Raw genomic sequence first — 22,236 nt, forward strand, 5'->3', positions numbered from 1 at the left:
GAGATTCTGTCGATTATCAATTAGAATTTGCCTTTGATTTAGAAAGTTTTTAGTTTTGAATCCCGAGAGTTAATCAGAACACACACTCTTCCTCTAGGCGTTACAATCACCTTGATAGCAAAAAGACTTTCACCGTCTTCAATCGTAATCCTTGAAACAGTACTAGGTAGATTTTTCATCGTAGTCAATCATCACTTCAAACATGCTCTCGAATGCTTCCTCAGCATGTTTGAAGGATTCTAACAGTATCTCCCTAAGTGTAAACATTCTTTAAATCAAGAAATTGAACTGAATAGCCATCACCCTCCAAGTCATGAGTGGTGACTGCATGATATTTAAATTTTTGCATGGATATTCCTACTCTATCAAAATTTTAAATCGCTTTAGTCATAAAACGTGTAGCTGATCTTTTACAATCTTCTAAAATATCTATTTTACAGTTTGAAGACACAATTCCCTTTGCGTCGATATATTACATCCACGAAGGTATTGCTATCACCTGTATCGTCAAAATTCGACACTCGTAACATGTTTGACACATCAAAATAACGATTGAATTGACAGAATAATCTGCTATATTCTAACTATCACCAGGAAAACATTGTCATACTAAGGTTCTCGAAGGAAAGGAGCATGTATATGTACCGATTCGGAGAGTGGTTACGACGAGAGCGTCTAGAACATGGTTGGAGTCAGATAGAGTTGGCCGAAAAGACGTATGGAGAAATCTCACAGGCAGCAATCAGCGCCTATGAGCGGAATCGTTCACTTCCTTCTATTCTAGATGTCCAAATCCTTGCGACAGCCTGTGAGCAGACGCTAGGATCCATTCCTTGGGATGAATTCGACTTAAGGACGGAGAAGAAACGGAACTGGTCGAACCTGAAGCAAGAACGCTTCGATATAGCAGAACTTCCGCTAGCGGATTCTGTGCGCACGTTCGACGGTAAGATCTATCAACTACATGGTCGTATTGCCATCGAACAAGAAAGCAAGAAGACACAAGAAATCTCGCAGATCTATTACCGTATTCGGACCGTCGTCGGAGAGAATCAAGTCATTGCAAAACGGAAGCACCCGAATGATGAGCTGATTCATGTCTCACGCCGTAAACTGGTTCATCAATGAATTATCTATGAATACGTATCTACTTATGGATTAACATTAATTAATGACAAGAGGAATTGATGACCGTAGCAGCATATCGCTAAGGACAGTCCTTCAATCACATAGTGGCGTGTCCCTCACGAGTGACCGGGTGAGCGGGATATACGCAGAAATGGTTTGGCGAGAGTCGCCTAAAACTCGCCCACAGGTCACGCATTCGTTGAGGGTCATCGAAAAACCCTAGACAGACGTCCAGTACCGGATGCCAGAGTTCGTGGGGGAACGCGCTTTAAACCCACCGTCTTGCTCGACTCCGACTGTCCTTAAGGATGTGCTGCTGCGCATCGACCTCAAGGAAGGAGTGTATGTTATGCCGACACGTGAACAGAAGCAGAACAAGAATTTTGCCGAGAAATTGCTCCGGATCCAAGGGAAAGACTATGAAGAGTGGCTCGACGCCCAACATCAGCTCGTCATCCAGGAGAACCAGGAACTGATTTTAGAAGCGCTCGACTCGAAACTGAACTTCACATCACCTGCATCCGCGTCACGGGATTGAGAGGAGGAAAACAGATGGGATTGAATGAGACAGGACTCAGCTTACTCCAGTTCTTCCAAGGACTCGCTGTCATCGCGGCAGCCATCGCCTTCGCAGTTGGTGGCTTCTACTTCATCTTCGGGGGAGATCGTGGACGCTCGAAGGCAGTCGGTTGGCTCGTCGGTGGTGCCGTCGGTCTGATCATCGTCATGGGTGCCTTTACATTGGCTGAGATGGTCAACGACAACATCAAATTCTAATTGAAAAAGTGATTGCACAGACCGTCATTCCAAATTGGATGGCTTTTTTTATTGCCCTCGTTACGATGTCTCGCTTCAAAGGAGGAGAATGTATGCTCTTCGTCCGTTTCACGGATATACCGAAAGAAGCCTTTCCGAACTATGAGCGTCTCCCTTATGAGGAGGCGCTTTTATTATCGACGCAAGTTCATCAAGAAGCCCAGCAAGCGAACGAACGGTTTGCGAGTGAGTTCCGGATTTTTGATGATGCGGACCAACTTGTATACAAAGGAATGTTCCAGTTTGGTGATCCGACCTATCCCAATCTTTATCTGCAGCTGAAGGATCGGATCCCGCGTATTCGGATCCGAAAGGAGGATGCGACGAAGAAGATCCTATTACTCGAGAACCTAGAACGTTTGACGCCGGAATCCTACAAGACGATGACGGCGTCAGCGATTCAGCAACAGCCGGATGCGACACACATCTCCCGCCTTCGTCGCGGACAACGTCGTCTCGTCTATGGTGTCAGTGGTGTGAGTCTCTTGCTCCTCGGTGCGTTGTCCGTTGTGCAACTTGTTCAGCCGGATCCACCAAGCGGTGTTCAAGCGGAAACATCCGATTGGCAACCGATCTATGAAGCAGCGTTGATAGGACAAACGGATTCACTCGTCGAGCGCCTGGAAAAACAAAAATCGCTGAACGATGAACAACAGCAATTCCTGATTACGCAGTATGTCGAAAAACAGGACCACAACCAAGCGGTCTCCGTGACGAAGGATCCAATCGATGTCGAGACAATCATCATGCAGTCGAAACGATTCGCGACCAATCGTCAGGATACGCTACAAGCCTTCCAAGCCGTTTATCCGACGGACGAAGGAACGTTCGACCTTGCCATCCTACAGAAAGACTATAAACGTGCCGTCTCGCTTACGGGCGTCGAGATGACGACAGCCCGTCAAGAAGCCAAAACACGCGCTTATATCGCATTGAAAGAGGTGACGAAGGCTCAAGAAAGTGTCAAGACGGTCCATAACGAAGAATTGAAGGAGCAAGTGGCAACACTCGTCCAACTGGACGAAGAGATTCAAGCACTCGAGGATCAAAAGCGCCAGTTATCCGAGAAGAAAGACAAGAAAGAACTCGAAAAGCTGAATGCGTCGCTCGAAGCGAAGCAACGACAAGCTTCTTCACTTCTTTAATGAAAGTGTGGTGACTGAAATAATGATGAACTTCTCACTTCGTTCTCTCGTTACCTCCGCTTGGCTGTGGCGATGTCTCACCTTTTTGATCGCTTTACCCATTGTATTGTTCTTAGTACTCAATGTGGCGTTTCAGTTCCTGCAGCAGACAATCCAAAATCTCTTCCAGAATGGGAAGTTAACGACGACCGGATCCCCGCTACAATACGATCCGAATTGGTGGACGACGCTTGCCTGGTCGACCTCCTTCGCTTTCGCTTTGTTCGGTGTCTGCTTCCTCTCAGGAGGATTTCTCTTATTGAAGTATTGGCTCAATTTCCGCGATCTCAAAGCAGCACAAAAAGGAAGTGCCCGCTTCACGACATTTCAAGAGCTGAAACAGCAGTATCGGGACGTGCCGGATCGTAAGGAGACTTATAGTGGATCTGGCGGTGTTCCGGTCGGGCGCTATCGTGATCGTCTCTACATCGACGACAGTGCCGTCAATAACCTCGTCATTGGGACGACCCGATCCGGGAAAGGCGAGACGTTCGTCTTCTCGACAATCGACCTCTACAGTCGTGCCGAACGCCAAGCGAGCCTGATCATCAATGATCCGAAGGGTGAATTGTTCGCCGCCTCCAAAGAGACACTCGAAGCACGCGGCTATCAGGTCGAGGTCCTGAACCTGATGAACCCGTCACAATCGATGTCCTATAACCTGTTGCAGCTGACGATTGACGCGTATCTGGACGAGAACTATTCGCTCGCCCAGCAATATGCGCGCTCGGTCGCCTACATGCTTTACCATGATCCGAAGGCAAAGGATCCGTTCTGGAGCAACTCTTCGACGGACCTTTGCACCGCTCTGATTCTCGGATTATGCGAACAAGCCAAACATGAACCGGAGAAGATCACGATGTATAACGTCGCTTTGATGTTGTCCGATCTCGGCTCACGGACGATCATCGATGAAATGGGACAGGAACAATCGGCACTCGATGCCTTCTTCGCATCGTTTCCGGAGAATCATCCGGCACGTATGCAGTACGCGACGCTTCATTTCTCCGGTGGGCAGACGCGCGCGAGCATCCTCGCTAATACCAACGCCAAGCTCGGGATCTTTACGCTTGATGCGACGGCACGTTTGACGGCACAGAACTCACTTGATATGAAACTGATCGGTTTCAATCGCTGGATTCGTGGACGTGCCCTTCCCTTGTCACGGTTGACGTTCTACTTTCCAAGTGGGAAACAACTCGCCTTGACGACGGACGACGATGGGAGTTTTGTACTCCATCACGAAGAAAACCTCGAAGTGGATACCAATATCACCGTAGAAAGTGAGGGACAGCAGTATACCGTGTCACTCTCAGGTTGGAGAGACGAGACGGTCGGTCTCTTCGACTGGACGACGGATGCACCGATCGACATCCGGGAGATTCGTCAGCATCCGCGTCCGGTAGCTGTCTTCCTGATCGTTCCGGACTATGATCCAACACTGAATGTCATCGCCTCACTGTACGTCAAACAAGTCTATACCTCCCTCGCTCGCGTCGCCTCACAAGCGACGAGCGGACGTTGTGAACGCCAGGTTATCTTCCTCCTCGACGAATTTGGGAACATGCCAGCGATTGAAGGGATGGCGAACATCATCACCGTCTGTCTCGGTCGGAACATCCGCTTCAACCTCGTCATCCAGTCCTACGCACAACTCGAGAACCTCTACGGGGAGGATTGGAAGACGATCGACGGGAACTGCGGGAACACGCACTACCTATTGACAGCAGATGAGTCGACGGCAGAATTGATTTCGAAGAAGCTCGGGGAGCAAACAATCGTCACGAAATCACGTTCCGGACAGACGTTCTCTCTCTCGAAGTCGAAGACGGAGAGTGTCGATGGTCGGCGCTTGCTGACAGCAACGGAAGTGATGGGACTGAAGGAAGGCGAGATGTTGATCATCCGCGTCATCAAGCGACAAGACAAACAACAGAAACGAATACAGTCCTATCCCCTCTTCCTGACCGGACGAACGGCGATGAAATACCGCTATGAATACTTGGCGGATGACTTTAACACAGATCGTTCCATCAATGATCTCGTCATTCCCTGCGCGCATGCCCATCTCGACCTGAATACGCTTCGTGTCTCCTTTCATCTCGGTGCCTCAGTTGCATCGAAAACGGTTGAGACGGAGGAGGAGACACCTGACGCAACAGAATGGCGCGTCTGCGATGTCCTGCAGCCGAAAATCCTGCGCTCGATCTTCGAGACGACAGAATACGATACGTTACCGATTGATCTGTTCGAACAAGGCATCCTAGATAAGACAATTCCTGTGACCGACAACCAGCGCCATTTCTTGAAGACAATCATCAGCAAACGACTCGAGAAACTTCGTCATGGCGTCTAAGGAGGGCATCAAATGACAGAACTGACACGCACGGAACGCGTCCAACGTGAACTTCGCGTCATCGCAACCATCATCAAGGAGAATAAAAAGCGTCTCCGCCGCGGTGAAGTCTTGAATATCCAGACCCGGGACGGATTCCTCGTCGTATTTGAGGAAGAAGACCCAGACTCAGGCGACCGAAAAACTGTTACGCTTATAGACACATTCGATTTTCGGGTTCACGTCAGTAATGGCGATTTAACGGATCCGGAACAGGTGTTATAAACGGAAAAGGGGTGGAGGCATGCAAGCGAAACGAGTACTCTCCGGACTATTGATTTCCTCTGCGTTACTTTTAGTCGGTTGTAGTGAAACTGAAGACTCTAGTCAGGCGAATCAAGTAAAGTTATCCAAGGTAGAAAATCTAATGGATGGAAAACAGGAAGGATTTCTACTAATTTTAAAAGAGGAAGACGGAGATATTGGCTCATATCAAAATAAACTCGATTCCATAGCGAAAAAAACGAAGTACCTATCAACATCTATAATACTTTTCAACCTGATACTAAAAAAATAGTGGATAGAGCAAACTTTGAATACACATCTACGCTACAAGGTGAACGTTTATATTACGTGTCGAAAGGAAAAATCAAAGATAAATTAAATATTAATCGCCTTACTGATGAGACTTTTACTAATACAGTCAATGAGTTTGTAACTAATAATAAATAGAATGAAACGGAGGTCTGGATAGATATGTCTGATGCTCAGGTTATCCAGAAACTTACCGAATTCGAACGTCTTTTCAATTTAAGTAATCTAGTTAACGACGCTTTACGAACTGTAGGGTGGATTTTTGTCAGAGGGCTTTCTTTATTGATTGATTCTCTCGAAAGTCTTACAGATGATATTTTGATGATCAAAACATTCTTTAATAATCCTCAAGTGGTTGAATTCGTTCAGACGATTCAACCTTTTTTGTATGTACTATTAGCCGGCAGCTTTATTTTTACAGGCTATCTCATCATTTTTCAAAAGAAATTCGATCGAGAAGGGCTTCTTATCAATATTTTCATTTCATTGATGATTTTAGGACTTCTCTCACCTACGATGAAACAACTAAATGAATTCACAGATCAGGCAGTCAATCAAGTCAAGAGTAGTAGTATATATGGTTCTGAAAAGGAAACTATATCTGAAACAATACTCAAAGAAAATTTAAATGATTTAGTAGCATATGATAAAAATGGTTTTGAAAACTATACAGAAACCGTCGTAAAAAATAATGTTCCGACCAAATTAATCAAAGGATTACAGATAAATGAGGTGTTCGATAGCAATAAACTAGACATCTCCACTACTGGATCAAAACTTTCAAAATCATTTATTGTTTGGGACGGTAGTGAGGAAGTACTAGGCGAACTCGATCAAAGCGGACTTGATTGGAATAACCAGTACTACTATCGCTATCATCCGAACTGGCTGACGATTCTTGTCACCCTTGGCGTGATGGGCTTCACCCTCTTCTCGATTGCCTACAAGCTAGCTCGACTTTCGTTCGAGTTGGCTTTTAATTATGTTCTAGCGATTTTAGTCGCCCCCGCTGACCTACACAGCGGACAAAAGACGAAGAAAGTCATTCAAAGCATCCTGAACACGTTCCTCGTCATCATCTTGATTTTCGTCTCGATCAAGCTCTACACGATTGGGACGGCTTATCTGGCTGATACACTCGACGGTCTTGCCTATTTGATCGCGTTGATTGCTTTCTCCGCTGCCTTGATTGATGGACCCAACATGGTCGAACGCCTCTTCGGGATCGATGCGGGTCTGAAACGCGGGTGGGGTGTCGCACTTGGTGCGTATGCTGTAGGGAAAGGAACGGCAAAAGTAGGGGCTCGTGTCGCTGGACAGACGATGAAGAGGACATCACAACCAACTACCCCATCCGCCTCAGAAGCTGCCAGTACAAAGTTACCACCGAACCCACCACATAATGGTGGCACACCGACGGGTCGTCCGGATCGTTCGTCTGACAGTTTGCCAGTTCGTTCGCAAGTACAAGAGCGCACTTCACGATCAACCGGACAAGAGAACCAGCGCATTGAATCCACTGATTTATCGACGCACGACACGAATTCGGAGAGTCCGACTGCAACAACATCAAAAGAGTCCATGCCAAGCCGTTCGAACTCCGTCTCACCACAATCACCTGCGACTACTCCGTCATCATCGCAAATACCTGTTTCACAACCGAAGATGCCCGATGGATCGATGAAGGCACAACCAACTACTTCATCTGATGCGTTCAATACCTCTGAAACAACTGTCGCATCGCAACCTACTTCACCGTCGGAACAACCTATTGGAACACGTGCACCTAATCCATCTTCTATTCACTCAGGATCAACATCTAACACGACACCTAAAGAGACAGCACATACTCTACCCTCTTCAGGCGCGAGCAATTCTTCACCTTCTATCACTGAGTCGCAAGAGATATCATCCGGAACACAGCGGCAACGAAAGTCGATCTATCAGACACTGGAGACGACGACACAAAAAGAACTCAAGCATGTCGAACAAACGCAGACACGTGTGACGTCAGAATCGTCCCGGATGTACTCGACCGATGTCCCGCGTCTAGACCCGAAAAAGGAGTGAGACCATGCAACAGCGCCAGTACCGGATTCCGAACGAAGTCACGACCGAGCTGAAGATCAATAAGATGCTCTATCTCTATGATTTACTGTTTCTCGTCGCTTTGATCATCGTCCGGTTGATTGCCCTGCCGTTCATCCCGGACGCCTTACATCTGCCATTCACATTCTTCCTCGTCGCGTTCGGACTCTTCCTCGTCATCCGCCCAACGACGAATCCAGAGAAACGGATGATTCACGTGCTCTATTACGCGCTGATGAAGAAGAAAGACACGTATATCGCATTGACAGACGGTAAGGACGGATCGAAAGGAGCGTGATGGCATGAGTTTATCGGAAGAGAAACGATCTAAAACAATTCCGACGACAGACATTACTTGGCTCGATGAGATGCAATTGACGACACCTCCAACACGGAAGGAAAAACGCATCCGGATCCCGCCTTCTGTCGCCTCTCTGCTACCAATCATTGATGCCACGGCGCTCGATGGGTTCGAGATGCAGGACGGGACATTCTGCGACATCATTCAGCTGACTTCAAAGGATATCTACGGGTTGTCCGAGACGGAGAAGGACCATGATATCTTCTCCCTCGCCTATCTGTTGCAGGCATATATTCATCCGTTGAAGGTGATTCCGCTCAATACACCGCTTAATTTGGAGAAACAGAAACAGCGCATCGAACGACAGCTTCGGCAAAATCAAAACGCCGCCTATCATCCGTTTTTGCAAAAGAAGAAACAGGAACTGATCTACCTCGAGGAGCATCGCACGAATCGCGATTATCTCCTCTTTTTTTATGCACCGGATGAGGCGATGCTCCGGGAACGAAAGCATCAATTGACGAAACTGCTTCGACGCAGCAATCCGATGGTCGAACTGACACTAGAACAAAAAATGCATGTGTTATTCCAGCTACACAACCCAAATACGAAACCGACTCAGGAAGGAAAGGAGTGATGGCGTCATGTGGCGTACGCGTTTTCTACGGAAGCAGGACCCGGAGACAATCAAACAACAAGACGGCTATAATCCGACATTCGTTCAAGCGATCCAGCCGCAAGGCGGACTCCGCTTCGAGCCGAACTATGTCCGGACCGGTGACGGGTATCTCGCCTGTCTCCATGTCTATAAGTATCAATCGACCGTCTACGACTTCTGGCTCGAACCGATCCTCAATCTCCCTGGCGTCCTGACGACGCTCGACATCGGGACGGCAGACAAACGGGAGATGATCCGGACGATCAACAAGTCGATGGCCGAGCAGAATACGCGCTTCGAGAATGCGAAGGATAACGTCGACCGGATTGATGCGCGGGAAACGTATAAGGAATTGAATGAACTCTACGAACAGATCACGCAAGGCGAAACGATGAAGTACCTGCATCTCCGTCTCTACGTTAAAGCGAAGACACTCGACGTACTCGAACACCAAGTTCAGGACGTAATGGAAGAACTCGAAGCACGGAATTTCCGTGCAACCGTCTTCCTGAACGAACAGGAATGGGAATGGCGAAGCCTGTTCCTTAACTATGAGCAACAGCAAAAGCTACCGAACCGTCGTCGCGGGAAAGAGATTCCGTCGCTCTCAATCGCAGGAGGTTATCCGTTTCATTTCACGTCGCTACAGGATCCGACTGGGACCTATTACGGGACGACCGATACGAACGGAAGCGTCATCTTCGACTTATTCCACAAGGACAAGCAGCGGAAGTTCTACAACGCCTTGATGATCGGTAAGATGGGCTCCGGGAAGTCGACTTTGCTCAAGAAGACGGTCCTCGATCAAGCGATCAAAGGGAATCACGTTCGCATCTTAGACGTGACGGGCGAGTTCTCCGACCTCGTACGACAGCTCGGTGGAAAGGAGATCGCACTTGACGGTTCTGCCGGACGGATCAATCCGCTCCATGTCTATAAGACGGTCACACATGCCGACGGCTCGGCGGATGAGGCACTCTCGTTCATGCAACATCTATCGAAGATTGCGGTCTTCTATCACTACATCAATCCAGCAGCTACACAAGAAGAAGCGAACGAGTTCGAAATCCTGCTCCGGCAACTCTACCTTGAGAAAGGGCTCTGGAATGAGGACGGTGACGCGCCAATCACGACGCACCCTGCAAACACCTATCCGGTCTTCTCTGACTTCTTAGCGCTCGTCCGCTCTGAATTGTATGCGGACGATTCGCGGACGACGATCCGCGAGACGATCAGTACGAACCGTGTCCGCCGTCTTGAGAATATCGAGCTCGCGATTACGAACCTCGTTCACAACTACGGCAACATCTTCGACGGACATTCCTCGATCGAGCGATTTGACGAGGAAGCGATTGTCTCATTCCCGCTACGCAACCTGACCAATCTGAAAGACGAAATCTTTCAGGCACAGGTCTTCAACCTGATGAACATGCTGTGGGACGGGATGATCCTCAACGGTGCCGGACAACTCCGTAGCTACAACCAGGGTGAGCTATTGATTGAGGATGCTTTCAAATATCTGATTGTCATCGATGAGGCACATCACCTAATCAATACGCGTGACATCGCCCAACCGGCGATCCTTTATCTACAACAGTTCATGCGGGAAGCACGGAAATACTTCGGTGGCATCTTCTTCGCCTCCCACTTGATCACGGACTTCGTCCCGACCGGTTCGAAGTCGGAGAACGCAGAGAACGTCAAGACGTTGTTCCAGCTGACACAGTATAAGTTCATCGGCGAGCAGGATGCCGAGAGCATCCCGACGATCCAGACCGTCTTCGACGGACAGTTGACGGAGAGTGAGACGCGGTTGATCCCGTCGCTCGAGACGGGACGAATCGTCCTCAGTATCTCCGGTGTGAAGACGCTGATCTTCGATGTCGATGTCTCACCTGAGGAGCTGACCTTGTTCGGAGGTGGTGCCTGATGTGGAGTACGGTCCGGCAGTCGGCACGCGTCGCCGTCCGGATGAAATGGCGGCTCCTGACCTTAAAGTATCGTCTGATCGCTCTCGGAATCGCGCTTCTTATTCTCCTACTGATCATCATCGTCGCAGGGATTCTCGATACGTTGACCGGGATCGAGAACGAACAAGCAACGGAGACACCGATCGCTTACTCGGACGCAAGCCTACAAGTCAGTGATGATGTTCTACAATACCGGGAAGCGATTTCGCGTGAATTGAAGAAGGAGCAACTCGAGGGACAGACGAACGTCGTCCTTGCGTTGATGATGCAAGAAAGCGGTGGACGCGGGAACGATCCAATGCAAGCGAGTGAATCGAAGTGCGGACGGATTGGTTGCATCACCTCTCCTGACGAGAGCATTCGTTACGGCGTGAAGCACTTCGCATCTGTCTTCCGGCAAGCGAACAAGGACGTCAAGCTGACACTCCAGAGTTACAACTTCGGGGGTGGCTTCATCGATTACGTCAAAGAAAATGGAGGACGCTATACGAAACAACTCGCGATTTCTTTTTCACAGATGATGTACCAACGCGTCAAGAAGAGCGGCATCTATCAGTGTCATCGTCCGAGCGCGATCGAGCATCAAGCCTGCTACGGTGACATCGAATATGTCGATGCTGTCCTCCGTTATCTGACACCGACCGTACTAGCGGAAGGCAAGACAGGACCGATTAAAGGGAAACTTCATGCTCCGCTCGACATCCCACTGCAGATGACATCGGGTTTCGGGTCACGGATCGTTTTCGGAAAGACGGATATCCATACGGGCATCGATTTCAGTTGCCACGATACGGATACCGTCCACGCCGTTCGCTCCGGTACCGTCACCTATAGCGGTTTACGCGGACCGTATGGGCAACTGATTCAGATCAAACAAGGCGACTGGATCACCGCTTACGCCCACCTTTCTGCACGCCAGGTTAAGACGGGGCAAAAGATCGAAGCTGGACAAGCGATCGGGATGTGTGGGTCGACCGGACGTTCGACCGGGAATCATCTGCACATCGAATTTAAGACGAGTGATTGGTCCGGTCACATTGATCCGGCACCACTGTTTTCGCTATAGGGAGGGATGAACTATGGCATTGACGAGTCGTCATCTCCTATGGCTCGTGTTGTTCTGTCTGTTGCTGTCGATCAGTGCCAATGTCTATCAATATCGTTCGATGGCAGCAGATGAATCGCATCGAATCGTCGAGAAAGACGAGAAAAGTGTGTTACCAAAAACGACGGTGTCAGATCCGTCCATCTCAACTAATGAACAAGAGCAAGAACAAAATTCAATCATTTCGAAGAGCGCGGAACGCTTTATCACGTTCGCCTTCACATGGGAGGATGGGACCTATCCAACACGCAAACGACAAGCCGATCAGTATATGTCGGAGTCCATTAAACGGACGCTGTTTGCGAGTAGCGGAAGCGATAACAAGTTCACCGCCTCCGTCTCGGACATCGAAGTCTTTCCAAATCGGGACGATCCAGAGCATTGTCTCGTCCGCTTCCAACGGACATTGACGATTGATGCCAATGGTTATGAAGAGACGTCTGAAGAATTAGTTGAACTGACCTTTACGCATCAAGATAAACGTTACGTTGTCGATCAGATGAAGAGCCTTCAAACGTCAGGAGGTGTCTAAATGCATCCAGGAAAACGAAAGACGCTGACCCGTGATTGGTCGCGACTGTGTCTCGGAACAGGACTGTTCTTCTTGATTGGTTTTCTGTTTTTCGGCTTCTCTTCCCTTTTCTTTGCCGAGGAACAACCGATCAATGCGACACCCATCGGCGAAGAACAACGGTTAACGAATGGACAGACCGTCACGCTTCTCGATTGGTCCCATGATGTGCAGCGAAAACAAATGCGCATCCGTCTCCAGTTCGATCAACCTCAAGATTACGCGACGAGACTTGTTACGCGTATCGCTTATAAGGAACGCCCGACGGATGAGCAACGCGTCCGTGTCGTCTATCAGCAGGACGAGCACTACATCTTTGAAATCGAAGATGTACCGCGTGACTTTGATCAACTAGCACTCCGCTTGTATGTCATTAAACCTGAACAGTCACTCGAGAAGCTGAGTGTGACGAAGCGAGAAGATGCGCTCGTCGAATCACTCTATATGGATCAACGACGTGTACTAAAGACGTCACTTTCTAAACAACAAGCGGACGATTATGCACAACTTTTTCTCGCTGACGAGCACCTACAAAGTCAAAAACGGATCAAGAACATGAAGCGCGAACAGACGGAACTAGCTTCTCTCATCCAACAGATTGAACAAGACATTGAGATGAAACAAGCCACCTTACCCGACCTGACACTCGATGAACAAGTCGAACGTGAGGATGAAATCTTCAATCTGAAGCAAGACAAAGAAGACGCACTGTTACGACAAATAGAATTGAAAAAACAACTCACGCAAGAAGAAAAAAGACAAGATCAGCTGCGCATTAAAGCACGTGAAATGAAATGGTAAGGTGGCAAACACCGTGCCAAAATGCGGTTTTTAGTGGCACGCGGTGTGACCTTTTGGCGATTTTGATGATATCAGGGAAACACTAGGCTCCGCCTAGGCTAGCACGCTGAGTGATAGCAGTTTCCCCTTATGCTCTTTTCACGATTTTAGATCCACTTTGCTTTTTACTGCTTTTGATTTTTGGTTGGAAAACTTGATCGTTCTTCTATCGAGTTCAATAAAAAAACGAGCATCTCGGCTCGTTGAATGTGTTCTAGGATTATCTTTTTAACGACTCAAATACTTTCAACATGACATAAAACGAACCAAAACTAAAAGCTAATCCGAACAACGCGAGCACCCAAACCGACATCTTCCATCCCCTCCTCTCATCCTTATACAGCATTCGGAAGCGTGCGGTTTCAACAAATGGAAAATTTATTAATTCATACCGATTGATTCTTTCATTGCACTAGAAGCGTCACTCATATCAACTGAGAGAGAGTCACGTGTGCGTGTCTTCGCATACAGGACTTTTAAAAGTTCCACAATCAAGGAGACGCTCACGGCTTCTCCAAGTGCGTAACTCTGTTCGATGATGAATTGCATATGTTTCCTCCGTTCTTTGTCTAAGTAGGATTGCCTTTCTCACTTCTAATGACAGGAGGAACGAGTGAATTGTTCGGAAAACTTTTTATTTTTTTAATCATTAAGACTGACTTTCCTGATGGAAGGAGGAAGACGAATGGATCTCTTGATACGCGACATTGATCCCTTATTCGTCAAACAACTCGACGAACAGGCGGAGAAACAAATGTGTTCCCGACAGGAATTATTAAAAGGATTGTTGACAACCTGGTGCGCGGACGGTATCCAGTCAACACAGATCGCACGCCTTGAACGACAGCTCGAAGCGAACACCTTGCACCTGAAGCGAAGTGCAACCGAACTCGAACGATTGACTACACTCTTCCGTGAGGTGATGCAGGATGAGTAACATTCCCGGCGTCATCATCAAGTCGAAGTTCAAGTTGCCGCAAGCAACACGACGTGCGCGTCGTTACACGACCTACCTCAGCTACATCGATCGTCCGGAGACAAAAGCGCGGTCGCATCAATTCGAAAACTACCACGACTATATGGAAGATGAACTGAAATCAAGTGGTCTCTTCACAGCGACGCAAGACCGATTAAATGCGAGGGAACGAGAGCAGTTACGCGATATCTTCCGACGGGCACAAGAGAACGGCAGCATCCTCTGGCAAGATGTCATCTCGTTCGATGAAGTGTGGTTACAGGAAGTCGGTGTCAAAGAAAATCGTTACATCGATGAACAACGGTTGATGCAGGCGACACGGAATGCGACCGCGCTGATGATTGAAAGGGAACAGATGTTGCACGCAACATGGACCGCTGCGATTCATTACAACACGGATAACATCCACGTCCATATCGCGACAGTCGAGACGATGCATCCACGCGAACGTGGTAAACGGAAACCAAAAACGATTGAGAAGATGAAGGCACAAGTCGTCCAAACACTCGCCGATCGGACACGGGAACAGGAGAAGTTGAATGCCTTCATCCGTGATGAAGTCCTCGCGCACAAACGAAATCATGCAACACTATCCGTTTCAAATCGCGTGCTACATCCGGAACTCGTACGCCAGTATAAAGCGATTCAGAAACAATTACCGGACGACAAGCGGCAACGGTATTACAACATGAACAGCATGCACGAACTGCGTCCTTCACTCAACCAGTTCACCGACACATATCTTGCGACACACTTCGAGAAAGAACACGCCGCGTTCAAGCAACGACTTGATACGGAGGTCGCATTCTACGAGCGAAGTTACGGATCGGCATCGCAAGCATCGGCTTATCGGAAGACGAAAGAACAGGATCTCTACACGCGCATGGGAAACGCCATCCTGTCCGAAATGCGTGAATCGTCTAAGTCACCTCAGGAGCTTGCAAAGATGAAGACATCCTCACCTAAACAAAAAATCCAAGCAGCGTTTCGACGTGAACGGATCATGCAAGAGACACTCTATCGAATCGGACGACACATGAACGATGAGTGGGAACACATACAAAATCAAAAAGCGTTTGAACTTCTGCAGCAAGAAATCGATCACGATCGGTAAAAGAAAAAGTCATCCTTACGACAAAAGGATGACAACTAGCAATTTATTTATCGACGATTCATTTGGATCGCATAGTCACTCAAACGCTGAAATTCTTCATTGTACATTCGATTCAATCTTGATCTGGAGAGTTTGTAAAGAATAGCATAAGCCCATTTCGGTGTATCCACTATTAAATCGATTTGTAGCTCTGTTTGATTCTGTTTCGATTGCAAATGATATTGACCAATCATCGTTCCGATCTCATTCGCAGTTCTGAGATCAATGAAGGAAGGTGCTTCGATTTTCTCGATCCAAGCATCAGCGGAATACCTTTTTCCACGATGCTCTTGGATGACTTGAAGCTTCTGACCCGCGTATGAATATTGCAATGGTTCTCCGTTTGCATAGATATGATCCTTAGTCATATTACTCCAACTCAGAATGTGTTCATTCTTCGTCAGGTAATCGTATACCTCTTCAATAGGGGCATCAATCAATAAAAAATAGAATCGTAAAAATGAACTTTTGACATGTTTGTACCTCGCTTTAACTAATTTATCTGTTCATCATACCATTCAAACGAAATCCTGTTTCTTTGGCAGCCGTTTTTATAGTTCATGATTATAGGAGGGAGCATACAGATGGAGGAAACAAAACAAGTCCGGATCAAGATGAGTGCCGTGACCGCTGAATTTTTAGAGGAATACCGGGAAATAGAACGGTTGTCTGGGATCGGTCCGGCAATCGATCACATCATCCGCGACTATCAAGAAATGATCAAAAAGCAATGGGACTTGAACTATGTCAGTCGCTCCGTCTCGAAACAGATTGAACAAGAGTTGACGACGTTCTGGGAAGAACAGATTTCAAAAAGTCTCTCTCCTTTACGAAAGAGTGTCCAACAAACAGACCTCCAAACACAGATATTGATCGAACTGGTACAAGCTTTGATGCAGACGGAGAGCATCGAGGACATCATCCCGACGACCGAATACCGTCCCTCTTTCCTCGAGACAGCAGAGACGGCTGTTAAAAAGCGAATCGATCAACGAAAGCAACATAAACATTCGGATGAAGAAAGGATGATCCACAAATGAAACGAATCGAAGCCTTCACACTCGCAACGCTTCTCGAATTGCATCCGACCCACGTCACCGTCATGATTCATCAAGCGCATTATGATATTCCGGTTTCTCGGGATGAACGAGCGTTCCTTCAGCTCTTGCAGGAAGAACCCTTGATATTACTTCCGGTATCACGTGATCGCCGTCAGTTACTACTCGATCGACTGGTTAGCGACCCGATGGTATCAGAAGAGTTGAACGATTTTGAAGGTGCTGCTGATTCGTCCGTTTCGTCGGAAGGAGCGTGATTGACATGGCATACAAGAAGAAAACGCGTGAGGATTACCAGAAGGAAGTCCAAGCGTTGACCGATAAGATGGAGACGCAGCTCGCCTCCCATTTCGTCAGTCAGGAGAGCATCAAGGAACACCTCGACTTCATGAGCCGGTTTCATCGCTACTCGACACGGAACATGCTGTTGATCGAGGAACAGTTCCAAGGCGCCCGTGCCGTCGGTTCCTATGCGTACTGGGAGAAGCAAGGTGTCCAGGTCCAAAAAGGAGAGAAAGGAATCAAGATCTTCGTTCCCTCTCCCGTTACATTCATCAAACGAGAGACGGATTGGGTGGCTTGGAAGGACGCGACGAAGACGGAGCAAAAACGCGCCAAGGAAGGGGCTCTTCCGAAGCGGAAAGCAATGTACTACAAGATTGGTCATGTCTTCGAGTACACACAGACCGATGCACGGGAAAAGGGACTTGAAGTCTCTGAGCTCTTCGCTTCCTATCATCGGAATGGATCGCTTCGTGAGGCGGAAGCGTTTCGGCGCGCGTTGAACGGGATTGCTGAGACACAAGACGTAAAAATACTCGATCAGCCGTTAAGCGAACTTGGTACGGCGAAAGGATGCTTCTATCCGGAACTGAACGCGATCGCCCTCAATCCGCGGAACTCGGATATTGAGAACGTGACCATCCTGATTCATGAACTCGCGCATGCCAATCTGCACAATATGAAACGGAATGAAGAACGCGGAATCGAGTTGAATCCGCACGAGAAGGAATTCCAAGCGGAGATGGTCGCCTACACGGTCGCGGCGCACTTTGGTTTTCCGACGGACGAATTTTCATTGTCGTATCTCGCCAACTGGACGCAAGGGAGAGACTTGCGCGATAAAGAAGACCTGTTGCACGAAGTCCATCAGACATCCGGTCATTTCATCCGTGAGATTCATACTTCGCTCGAGCAGGAGCAAGTCTTGGAACGCGAAGCATCACCTCTGAAGATGATTGAGTATATCGAACAGAAAACACAGATCACAGAACACGGATTACCGTTAGCTGAACGGTTAGAACGAATCATGCAACATTCACCGGAGGACGTCGGTGCTTACCTGACGAGCATCGCTAAGCAGGATACGCAACAAGACCTGTCATCGTTTGACGAACCGATGATGCTCGTTCATGGGGCGACAGACTTCTTCGAACCGTTCGCGAAAGCCAACGACCGTGACTTTGACGAACATGAGACTGTCGCCTATACGCTCGTCATCCCAGGCGAAGAAACGATTAGCCAACACTTCCGCATCCTCGACGATGCGATGGGTCCATACCATCATATACTAAACACAGAGGTCGTCAGTAAGGAGACTGAACAAGTCCTCGAAAAGGCATGGTATGACGAGATGATTTCGACAGAAGATCGTGACTTAGAGAAGGTCCGACAAATCGTAACGCGTCACTTCAATGTACCCGAGCAAGATTTCCGTAGCCGTTAAAAACATGTCCTCTCCTCTTTTAAAATCAAGTACTATAAAAAAGTAGGATAAAACTGACAATACACAGACAAGACGGAGGATTGACCATGACTAACAATCAAGCAATTGCTTATGCTGTTATCGCAATGGAGCAACTTGGCTATACGCATGAACAAATCGAAAAGGTTCAAGCAAGTATGTTGTCTGAGATGGACTGGACAGATGAGAAGACAGCTGAGAAAAAAGCTAGCGAAATCCTTAGTATCTAAATAGAAGGAAGCTCACTAATTTGAAAGTGAGCTTCCTTCTTAAATTATCTGTATTAATTTATCTAGTAACTTCAATTTTTTCGTCGTTAGCATTAAACACTTCATATTCCTCACCATTTATTACCTTTGAAACTAGAACAAATGCTTCTTTAGAGTATCGGTGAAGAGGAGAAACTACTCCTAAGTCAACATGATAACGATTGCTTGAATCTTTGATAGAGAAACCTGTCTCTTCTTCAATTTTCACTAAAGCCTTATTAACTTTATGCCATGAACTGAAGCCGAGCTTTGTTCCTAGATCACTTAGTCTGTAAGGATAAGTAGCTTTCAATTGCTCTGGATCACTTATTGTTCCTAACCCAAGAATTGTTTGTTCAATTGTAGATTGAGTTTCTTCTTCGTCATGACTTTTTATGCCTAACATATTAGCCAAAGAATTTTCATCTTCAACTCTACTCATAGTGATCAAGTCAACTTCAAGATCAGTAATAGACTTACTTTTAATGATGTTGTAAACTTTTTCTTCAAGTATTTTCAAAGCAGATATATCTGATACGTCTTTCTGATTTAGATTCTCAAATAATTCTTCGTATGAATGCACTATTAAGTAGTTTACTCTAATACTTTTTCCTGATCCTAGGTCGATACTTTTTTCTGTTAATGGCTTTTGGTCATAACCAATAGGAACTTCGCTCCATTCAACAAACCAAATGTTCTCTACAATTTCTGAATCTGATTCAGCTACAACTTCAGAAATATCAGCCAGTATTTTTTTTACGTTAGGATCAGAAATAGAATACCCTAAAAATATTATTGGATGCTCCATAAAGAAAGTTAAAAGCTTAGCTACTAAATACTTACGCTTTTCATGGAAATGTATATAATCTTCTGAAGAAATTACTATTTCTTGTGGAGTATTAACACATCCATGTATTTTTAAAATTTGTCCAATATCTAAAGCTTTTTTAGATTTGATAACCTGTTGTCCTACAATAACTGAATGCTTAGGAAATAACGATTCAATTAACATGTCATAATTGGTCGTTATAATAGCATGTGGTTGCAATTTTCTAAGTAATTCTATTTCTGTTGCATATTCATGGTTTTCTAAATCAATTGAATGGCTTAGGTTTTTGAAAAAAGAACTGATTTCATGTTTTAAAAACATACTGGATGAAGTGTCTGCTTCAAATAGTTCATCTGGAAATATTGATTCTTTGTAATTGTCCCAAGCATATGTTTTGTACTCTTCAACTAGTAAACTTGCAATTTCTGGATTATCAGCTGTATTTTGAATATAGTATGCAACTGGGTACTTACAATTCGGATTTTTTTCGATTAAATGTTCTAGCAAACCAATCCATGATGGAGCCCCAATGTATCTTCTTGAAATTCCAGTACCTACGAATAATATCGGTCTAGTTCCACTGTCATCAATTATACTTTTTAATCTTCGATATGAATCTTCTAAATATTGTTCATACACAGCAGTTCACCCCCATTAATTTTTCTTTGACGATCATTAATCACTATTTTATTCGTATATGCTCCGAAATTATTTATTCTGTTAGTCTTCCCATAGTTCTTCCATCAACTCATCGATTTCACTGGAGAGTCGTTCCCGTTCGCGATCATCCTTCTCGATATGACCGTATTCATCCATCCAGATGACATCGCCGGATTCTACCGTCATCGGGAAGCGGGAAATCAGGATGTCGCGCATCCCATCGTCGAACTCGACGACGACCCACTTCCCCTCAATCCGGTCGATGATTCCTTTTCGTTTCGTCATTTCGACTTCTTGATCGTGTAGGACGACCCGTTCCCTTCAAAGACAATCGTGCCGCTCTTATCGGTCCGCAGCATCGTCGCCTTCGCTCGCTTCAGGTTCGTCACGACCTCCTTCGTCGGATGACCATACGCATTCTTTCCGACACTGATAACGGCATACTTCGGTTTGACATACTTGAGGAACGTCGCGCTCGTTGATGTCTTCGCCCCATGATGCCCAACCTTGAGGACGTCTGCACGTAGCGTCTTCTTCTTCGCAATCATGTCCTGTTCTGATTTCAGTTCCGCGTCTCCCGTGAACAGGAACGTGTTCTTCTTATAGGCGACATGTAGTACAGCACTCCAGTTGTTCAAATCACTCTTCGCATAGTCTTTGACCGGTCCGACGAATTGCGCCTTTACGCCTCCTTTGACCGGAAGCGAGACGCCAGCCTTTGCTGTCTTAATTGTCAGCTTCTCGCGCTTAACCGCCAACAAGAAGTCCTTGTAGGCTTGCGTCGTATGCTTGACCTTCGGTGCATAGACGCTCTTGACTTTGAACGAGTCGAGGACTTCATCAAGCCCCCCGATGTGATCAGCATCCGGATGCGTCGAGATCAACACCTCAATGTCACCGACCTTCTGTTTCTTCAGATAGGCGACGAGCTCATCGCCTTTCCCTTTGTTGCCACCATCGATGACGATGTCTTCACCGCTCGGCATCTTGATGTAGATTGCGTCGCCCTGACCGACATCGATATAGTGGACCTTGATTTTCGGTGTCGCTGCCTCTGCGCCTTGCAGTGGTCCAACGAGCAATCCAATACTTGCGAGCGCTAAACTAGCACCCATCCATTTACGTTGCATCTTTCATCGCTCCATTCCTGATTTGTAAGTTATCTTCAGTATACAGGGAATACTAGGAGATAGTTGGTTATTTTTTCTACCTAATCATTTTTCTTAATAGGTTAACCGGTGTATAGATCGATACACAAAAAACAGACCTCAAAGGGTCTGCTTAGTAAAGTGATTCTGCATAAAGTGTGTCAATCGATCGACATCGATAAACCACGTCACGTGCTCAACCGAACCATCCACTTCTCGCACGAAACGAAGCTGGGCATCGATCAATGTCACCTTATCTGGTATCTGTTTTCCCTTCGACAAATCCATGACCTCAAACATCTCAATTATACTCATATACTCCACCCCTAACCGATTTGTTAAGCACAGCATAGAATGATTTAAAAAGCTGTACGAATTACCTTAGATAAGATAAGCGAAGTAATATGTAAAATAACCGAGTCGTTACGAAACAATGCACGATTAATTTTTCACGCAAAAAAAAAGAAACGACCTTTTTAAGATCGTTTCTGCCATAAAAATAATCATTCTTCCTACGCACATCGAATCAATAGAGATAAATGAGGACACCTACGATCAGAATGAGCGGAACCAAAAGCATTTTACCTGTCCTGCTCAAAAAGTTCTTCTTTTCTTTTGTAAACAAGAAATCGATCAATAAGAAAAGTCCGAATGCAATCGAAACGAGGTAAAGTAGATTGACATTTGTAAGTGCTGCACCTAATACATCAGTCGATCCATCAAAGTTCATATGTAGTTTCTCCTTTTTAGATATCCTCGCATACGATACATCATTCACGATCGAAGAACTAACGACGATCTCATACGTGGACAAGCCTCTTTCCTTTAGT

27 protein-coding genes are annotated in these 22,236 nt (G+C 46.5%); 20 read left to right on the forward strand and 7 right to left on the reverse strand.

Annotated features, from left to right (window positions below; translation table 11 throughout):
* Positions 1-639 precede the first annotated feature (639 nt).
* The 14 genes from P401_RS18180 to P401_RS0116995 all read left to right on the forward strand — a co-directional run bounded on the left by P401_RS18180 (position 640) and on the right by P401_RS0116995 (position 13,551).
* Positions 640-1,128: a helix-turn-helix domain-containing protein gene (locus P401_RS18180; protein ID WP_051656368.1), complete on the forward strand. Its 489-nt coding sequence runs from the start codon at positions 640-642 to the stop codon at positions 1,126-1,128.
* 349 nt (positions 1,129-1,477) lie between these two features.
* Positions 1,478-1,666: a hypothetical protein gene (locus P401_RS17965; RefSeq protein ID WP_034786402.1), complete on the forward strand. Its 189-nt coding sequence runs from the start codon at positions 1,478-1,480 to the stop codon at positions 1,664-1,666.
* A gap of 14 nt (positions 1,667-1,680) precedes the next feature.
* On the forward strand, positions 1,681-1,905 hold the full coding sequence (locus P401_RS0116940; protein WP_050678812.1) for a hypothetical protein: 225 nt from the start codon (positions 1,681-1,683) through the stop codon (positions 1,903-1,905).
* Positions 1,906-1,997: 92 nt separating this feature from the next.
* A complete protein-coding gene (locus P401_RS0116945; protein WP_029343406.1) occupies positions 1,998-3,089 on the forward strand; it encodes a hypothetical protein in 1,092 nt (363 codons plus the stop codon).
* A gap of 124 nt (positions 3,090-3,213) precedes the next feature.
* Positions 3,214-5,484 carry a VirD4-like conjugal transfer protein, CD1115 family gene (locus P401_RS0116950; RefSeq protein ID WP_160171470.1) on the forward strand — a complete coding sequence of 757 codons (2,271 nt, stop codon included), beginning with the start codon at positions 3,214-3,216 and terminating at the stop codon, positions 5,482-5,484.
* A gap of 12 nt (positions 5,485-5,496) precedes the next feature.
* Positions 5,497-5,748, forward strand: a complete 252-nt coding sequence (locus P401_RS0116955) for a hypothetical protein (RefSeq protein WP_029343409.1) — start codon at positions 5,497-5,499, stop codon at positions 5,746-5,748.
* 19 nt (positions 5,749-5,767) lie between these two features.
* Positions 5,768-6,040, forward strand: a complete 273-nt coding sequence (locus P401_RS0116960; RefSeq protein ID WP_029343410.1) for a hypothetical protein — start codon at positions 5,768-5,770, stop codon at positions 6,038-6,040.
* Between the two features lie 179 nt (positions 6,041-6,219).
* Complete coding sequence (locus P401_RS18185; RefSeq protein WP_342357946.1) at positions 6,220-8,127, forward strand: pLS20_p028 family conjugation system transmembrane protein; 1,908 nt, start codon at positions 6,220-6,222, stop codon at positions 8,125-8,127.
* Positions 8,128-8,131: 4 nt separating this feature from the next.
* Positions 8,132-8,443, forward strand: a complete 312-nt coding sequence (locus P401_RS0116970) for a DUF5592 family protein (protein WP_029343412.1) — start codon at positions 8,132-8,134, stop codon at positions 8,441-8,443.
* A gap of 4 nt (positions 8,444-8,447) precedes the next feature.
* The gene (locus tag P401_RS0116975) at positions 8,448-9,083 is read left to right on the forward strand and encodes a hypothetical protein (RefSeq protein ID WP_051656371.1); all 636 of its coding nucleotides are present in this window, start codon (positions 8,448-8,450) and stop codon (positions 9,081-9,083) included.
* 7 nt (positions 9,084-9,090) lie between these two features.
* Positions 9,091-11,034, forward strand: a complete 1,944-nt coding sequence (locus P401_RS0116980; protein ID WP_029343414.1) for a VirB4 family type IV secretion system protein — start codon at positions 9,091-9,093, stop codon at positions 11,032-11,034.
* Positions 11,034-12,140 carry a lysozyme family protein gene (locus P401_RS18190; RefSeq protein ID WP_051656372.1) on the forward strand — a complete coding sequence of 369 codons (1,107 nt, stop codon included), beginning with the start codon at positions 11,034-11,036 and terminating at the stop codon, positions 12,138-12,140. Before P401_RS0116980 ends, P401_RS18190 begins: the two co-directional genes overlap by 1 nt.
* 13 nt (positions 12,141-12,153) lie before the next feature.
* Positions 12,154-12,711, forward strand: a complete 558-nt coding sequence (locus P401_RS0116990) for a hypothetical protein (protein WP_029343416.1) — start codon at positions 12,154-12,156, stop codon at positions 12,709-12,711.
* On the forward strand, positions 12,712-13,551 hold the full coding sequence (locus P401_RS0116995) for a hypothetical protein (protein WP_029343417.1): 840 nt from the start codon (positions 12,712-12,714) through the stop codon (positions 13,549-13,551).
* Between the two features lie 420 nt (positions 13,552-13,971).
* Here the strand turns inward: P401_RS0116995 and P401_RS18625 are convergent, their stop codons facing one another.
* Positions 13,972-14,139, reverse strand: coding sequence for a hypothetical protein (locus P401_RS18625; RefSeq protein ID WP_160171472.1), 168 nt, complete (start codon positions 14,137-14,139; stop codon positions 13,972-13,974).
* 136 nt (positions 14,140-14,275) lie between these two features.
* On the opposite strand from P401_RS18625, the gene P401_RS0117010 reads away from it, so the two are divergent.
* Together P401_RS0117010 and mobP2 are read left to right on the forward strand one after the other, a co-directional pair.
* Entirely contained in the window at positions 14,276-14,527 is a 252-nt protein-coding gene (locus P401_RS0117010) for a hypothetical protein (RefSeq protein WP_029343418.1), read from the forward strand.
* A complete protein-coding gene (mobP2, locus tag P401_RS0117015; protein ID WP_029343419.1) occupies positions 14,520-15,680 on the forward strand; it encodes a MobP2 family relaxase in 1,161 nt (386 codons plus the stop codon). Before P401_RS0117010 ends, mobP2 begins: the two co-directional genes overlap by 8 nt.
* Before the next feature lie 47 nt (positions 15,681-15,727).
* On the opposite strand, the gene P401_RS0117020 is transcribed toward mobP2, so the two are convergent.
* Complete coding sequence (locus P401_RS0117020; RefSeq protein WP_081834795.1) at positions 15,728-16,159, reverse strand: SRPBCC family protein; 432 nt, start codon at positions 16,157-16,159, stop codon at positions 15,728-15,730.
* A 144-nt stretch (positions 16,160-16,303) separates the two neighbouring features.
* Between P401_RS0117020 and P401_RS0117025 the strand changes: the two genes are divergently transcribed.
* The 4 genes from P401_RS0117025 (at position 16,304) to P401_RS18630 (ending at position 18,751) form a co-directional block, all read left to right on the forward strand.
* A complete protein-coding gene (locus tag P401_RS0117025) occupies positions 16,304-16,759 on the forward strand; it encodes a hypothetical protein (protein WP_029343421.1) in 456 nt (151 codons plus the stop codon).
* A complete protein-coding gene (locus P401_RS0117030; protein WP_029343422.1) occupies positions 16,756-17,034 on the forward strand; it encodes a hypothetical protein in 279 nt (92 codons plus the stop codon). Before P401_RS0117025 ends, P401_RS0117030 begins: the two co-directional genes overlap by 4 nt.
* Positions 17,035-17,039: 5 nt before the next feature.
* Positions 17,040-18,503 carry an ArdC-like ssDNA-binding domain-containing protein gene (locus P401_RS0117035; protein WP_051656373.1) on the forward strand — a complete coding sequence of 488 codons (1,464 nt, stop codon included), beginning with the start codon at positions 17,040-17,042 and terminating at the stop codon, positions 18,501-18,503.
* 86 nt (positions 18,504-18,589) lie between these two features.
* Positions 18,590-18,751, forward strand: coding sequence for a hypothetical protein (locus P401_RS18630; protein WP_160171473.1), 162 nt, complete (start codon positions 18,590-18,592; stop codon positions 18,749-18,751).
* A gap of 58 nt (positions 18,752-18,809) precedes the next feature.
* On the opposite strand, the gene P401_RS0117045 is transcribed toward P401_RS18630, so the two are convergent.
* The 5 genes from P401_RS0117045 to P401_RS0117065 all read right to left on the reverse strand — a co-directional run bounded on the left by P401_RS0117045 (position 18,810) and on the right by P401_RS0117065 (position 22,136).
* A complete protein-coding gene (locus P401_RS0117045) occupies positions 18,810-20,237 on the reverse strand; it encodes an SIR2 family protein (RefSeq protein WP_051656374.1) in 1,428 nt (475 codons plus the stop codon).
* A gap of 81 nt (positions 20,238-20,318) precedes the next feature.
* Positions 20,319-20,543, reverse strand: coding sequence for a DUF3006 domain-containing protein (locus P401_RS0117050; RefSeq protein WP_029343425.1), 225 nt, complete (start codon positions 20,541-20,543; stop codon positions 20,319-20,321).
* Positions 20,540-21,388 (reverse strand): ComEC/Rec2 family competence protein, encoded by an 849-nt coding sequence (locus P401_RS0117055; RefSeq protein ID WP_029343426.1) that lies wholly within the window; start codon positions 21,386-21,388, stop codon positions 20,540-20,542. Before P401_RS0117055 ends, P401_RS0117050 begins: the two co-directional genes overlap by 4 nt.
* A gap of 138 nt (positions 21,389-21,526) precedes the next feature.
* Positions 21,527-21,721 carry a hypothetical protein gene (locus P401_RS0117060; protein ID WP_029343427.1) on the reverse strand — a complete coding sequence of 65 codons (195 nt, stop codon included), beginning with the start codon at positions 21,719-21,721 and terminating at the stop codon, positions 21,527-21,529.
* A 211-nt stretch (positions 21,722-21,932) separates the two neighbouring features.
* On the reverse strand, positions 21,933-22,136 hold the full coding sequence (locus P401_RS0117065; protein WP_029343428.1) for a hypothetical protein: 204 nt from the start codon (positions 22,134-22,136) through the stop codon (positions 21,933-21,935).
* Positions 22,137-22,236 lie beyond the last annotated feature (100 nt).

It is taken from the genome of Exiguobacterium acetylicum DSM 20416 (assembly GCF_000702605.1).
GTDB lineage: Bacteria > Bacillota > Bacilli > Exiguobacteriales > Exiguobacteriaceae > Exiguobacterium_A > Exiguobacterium_A acetylicum.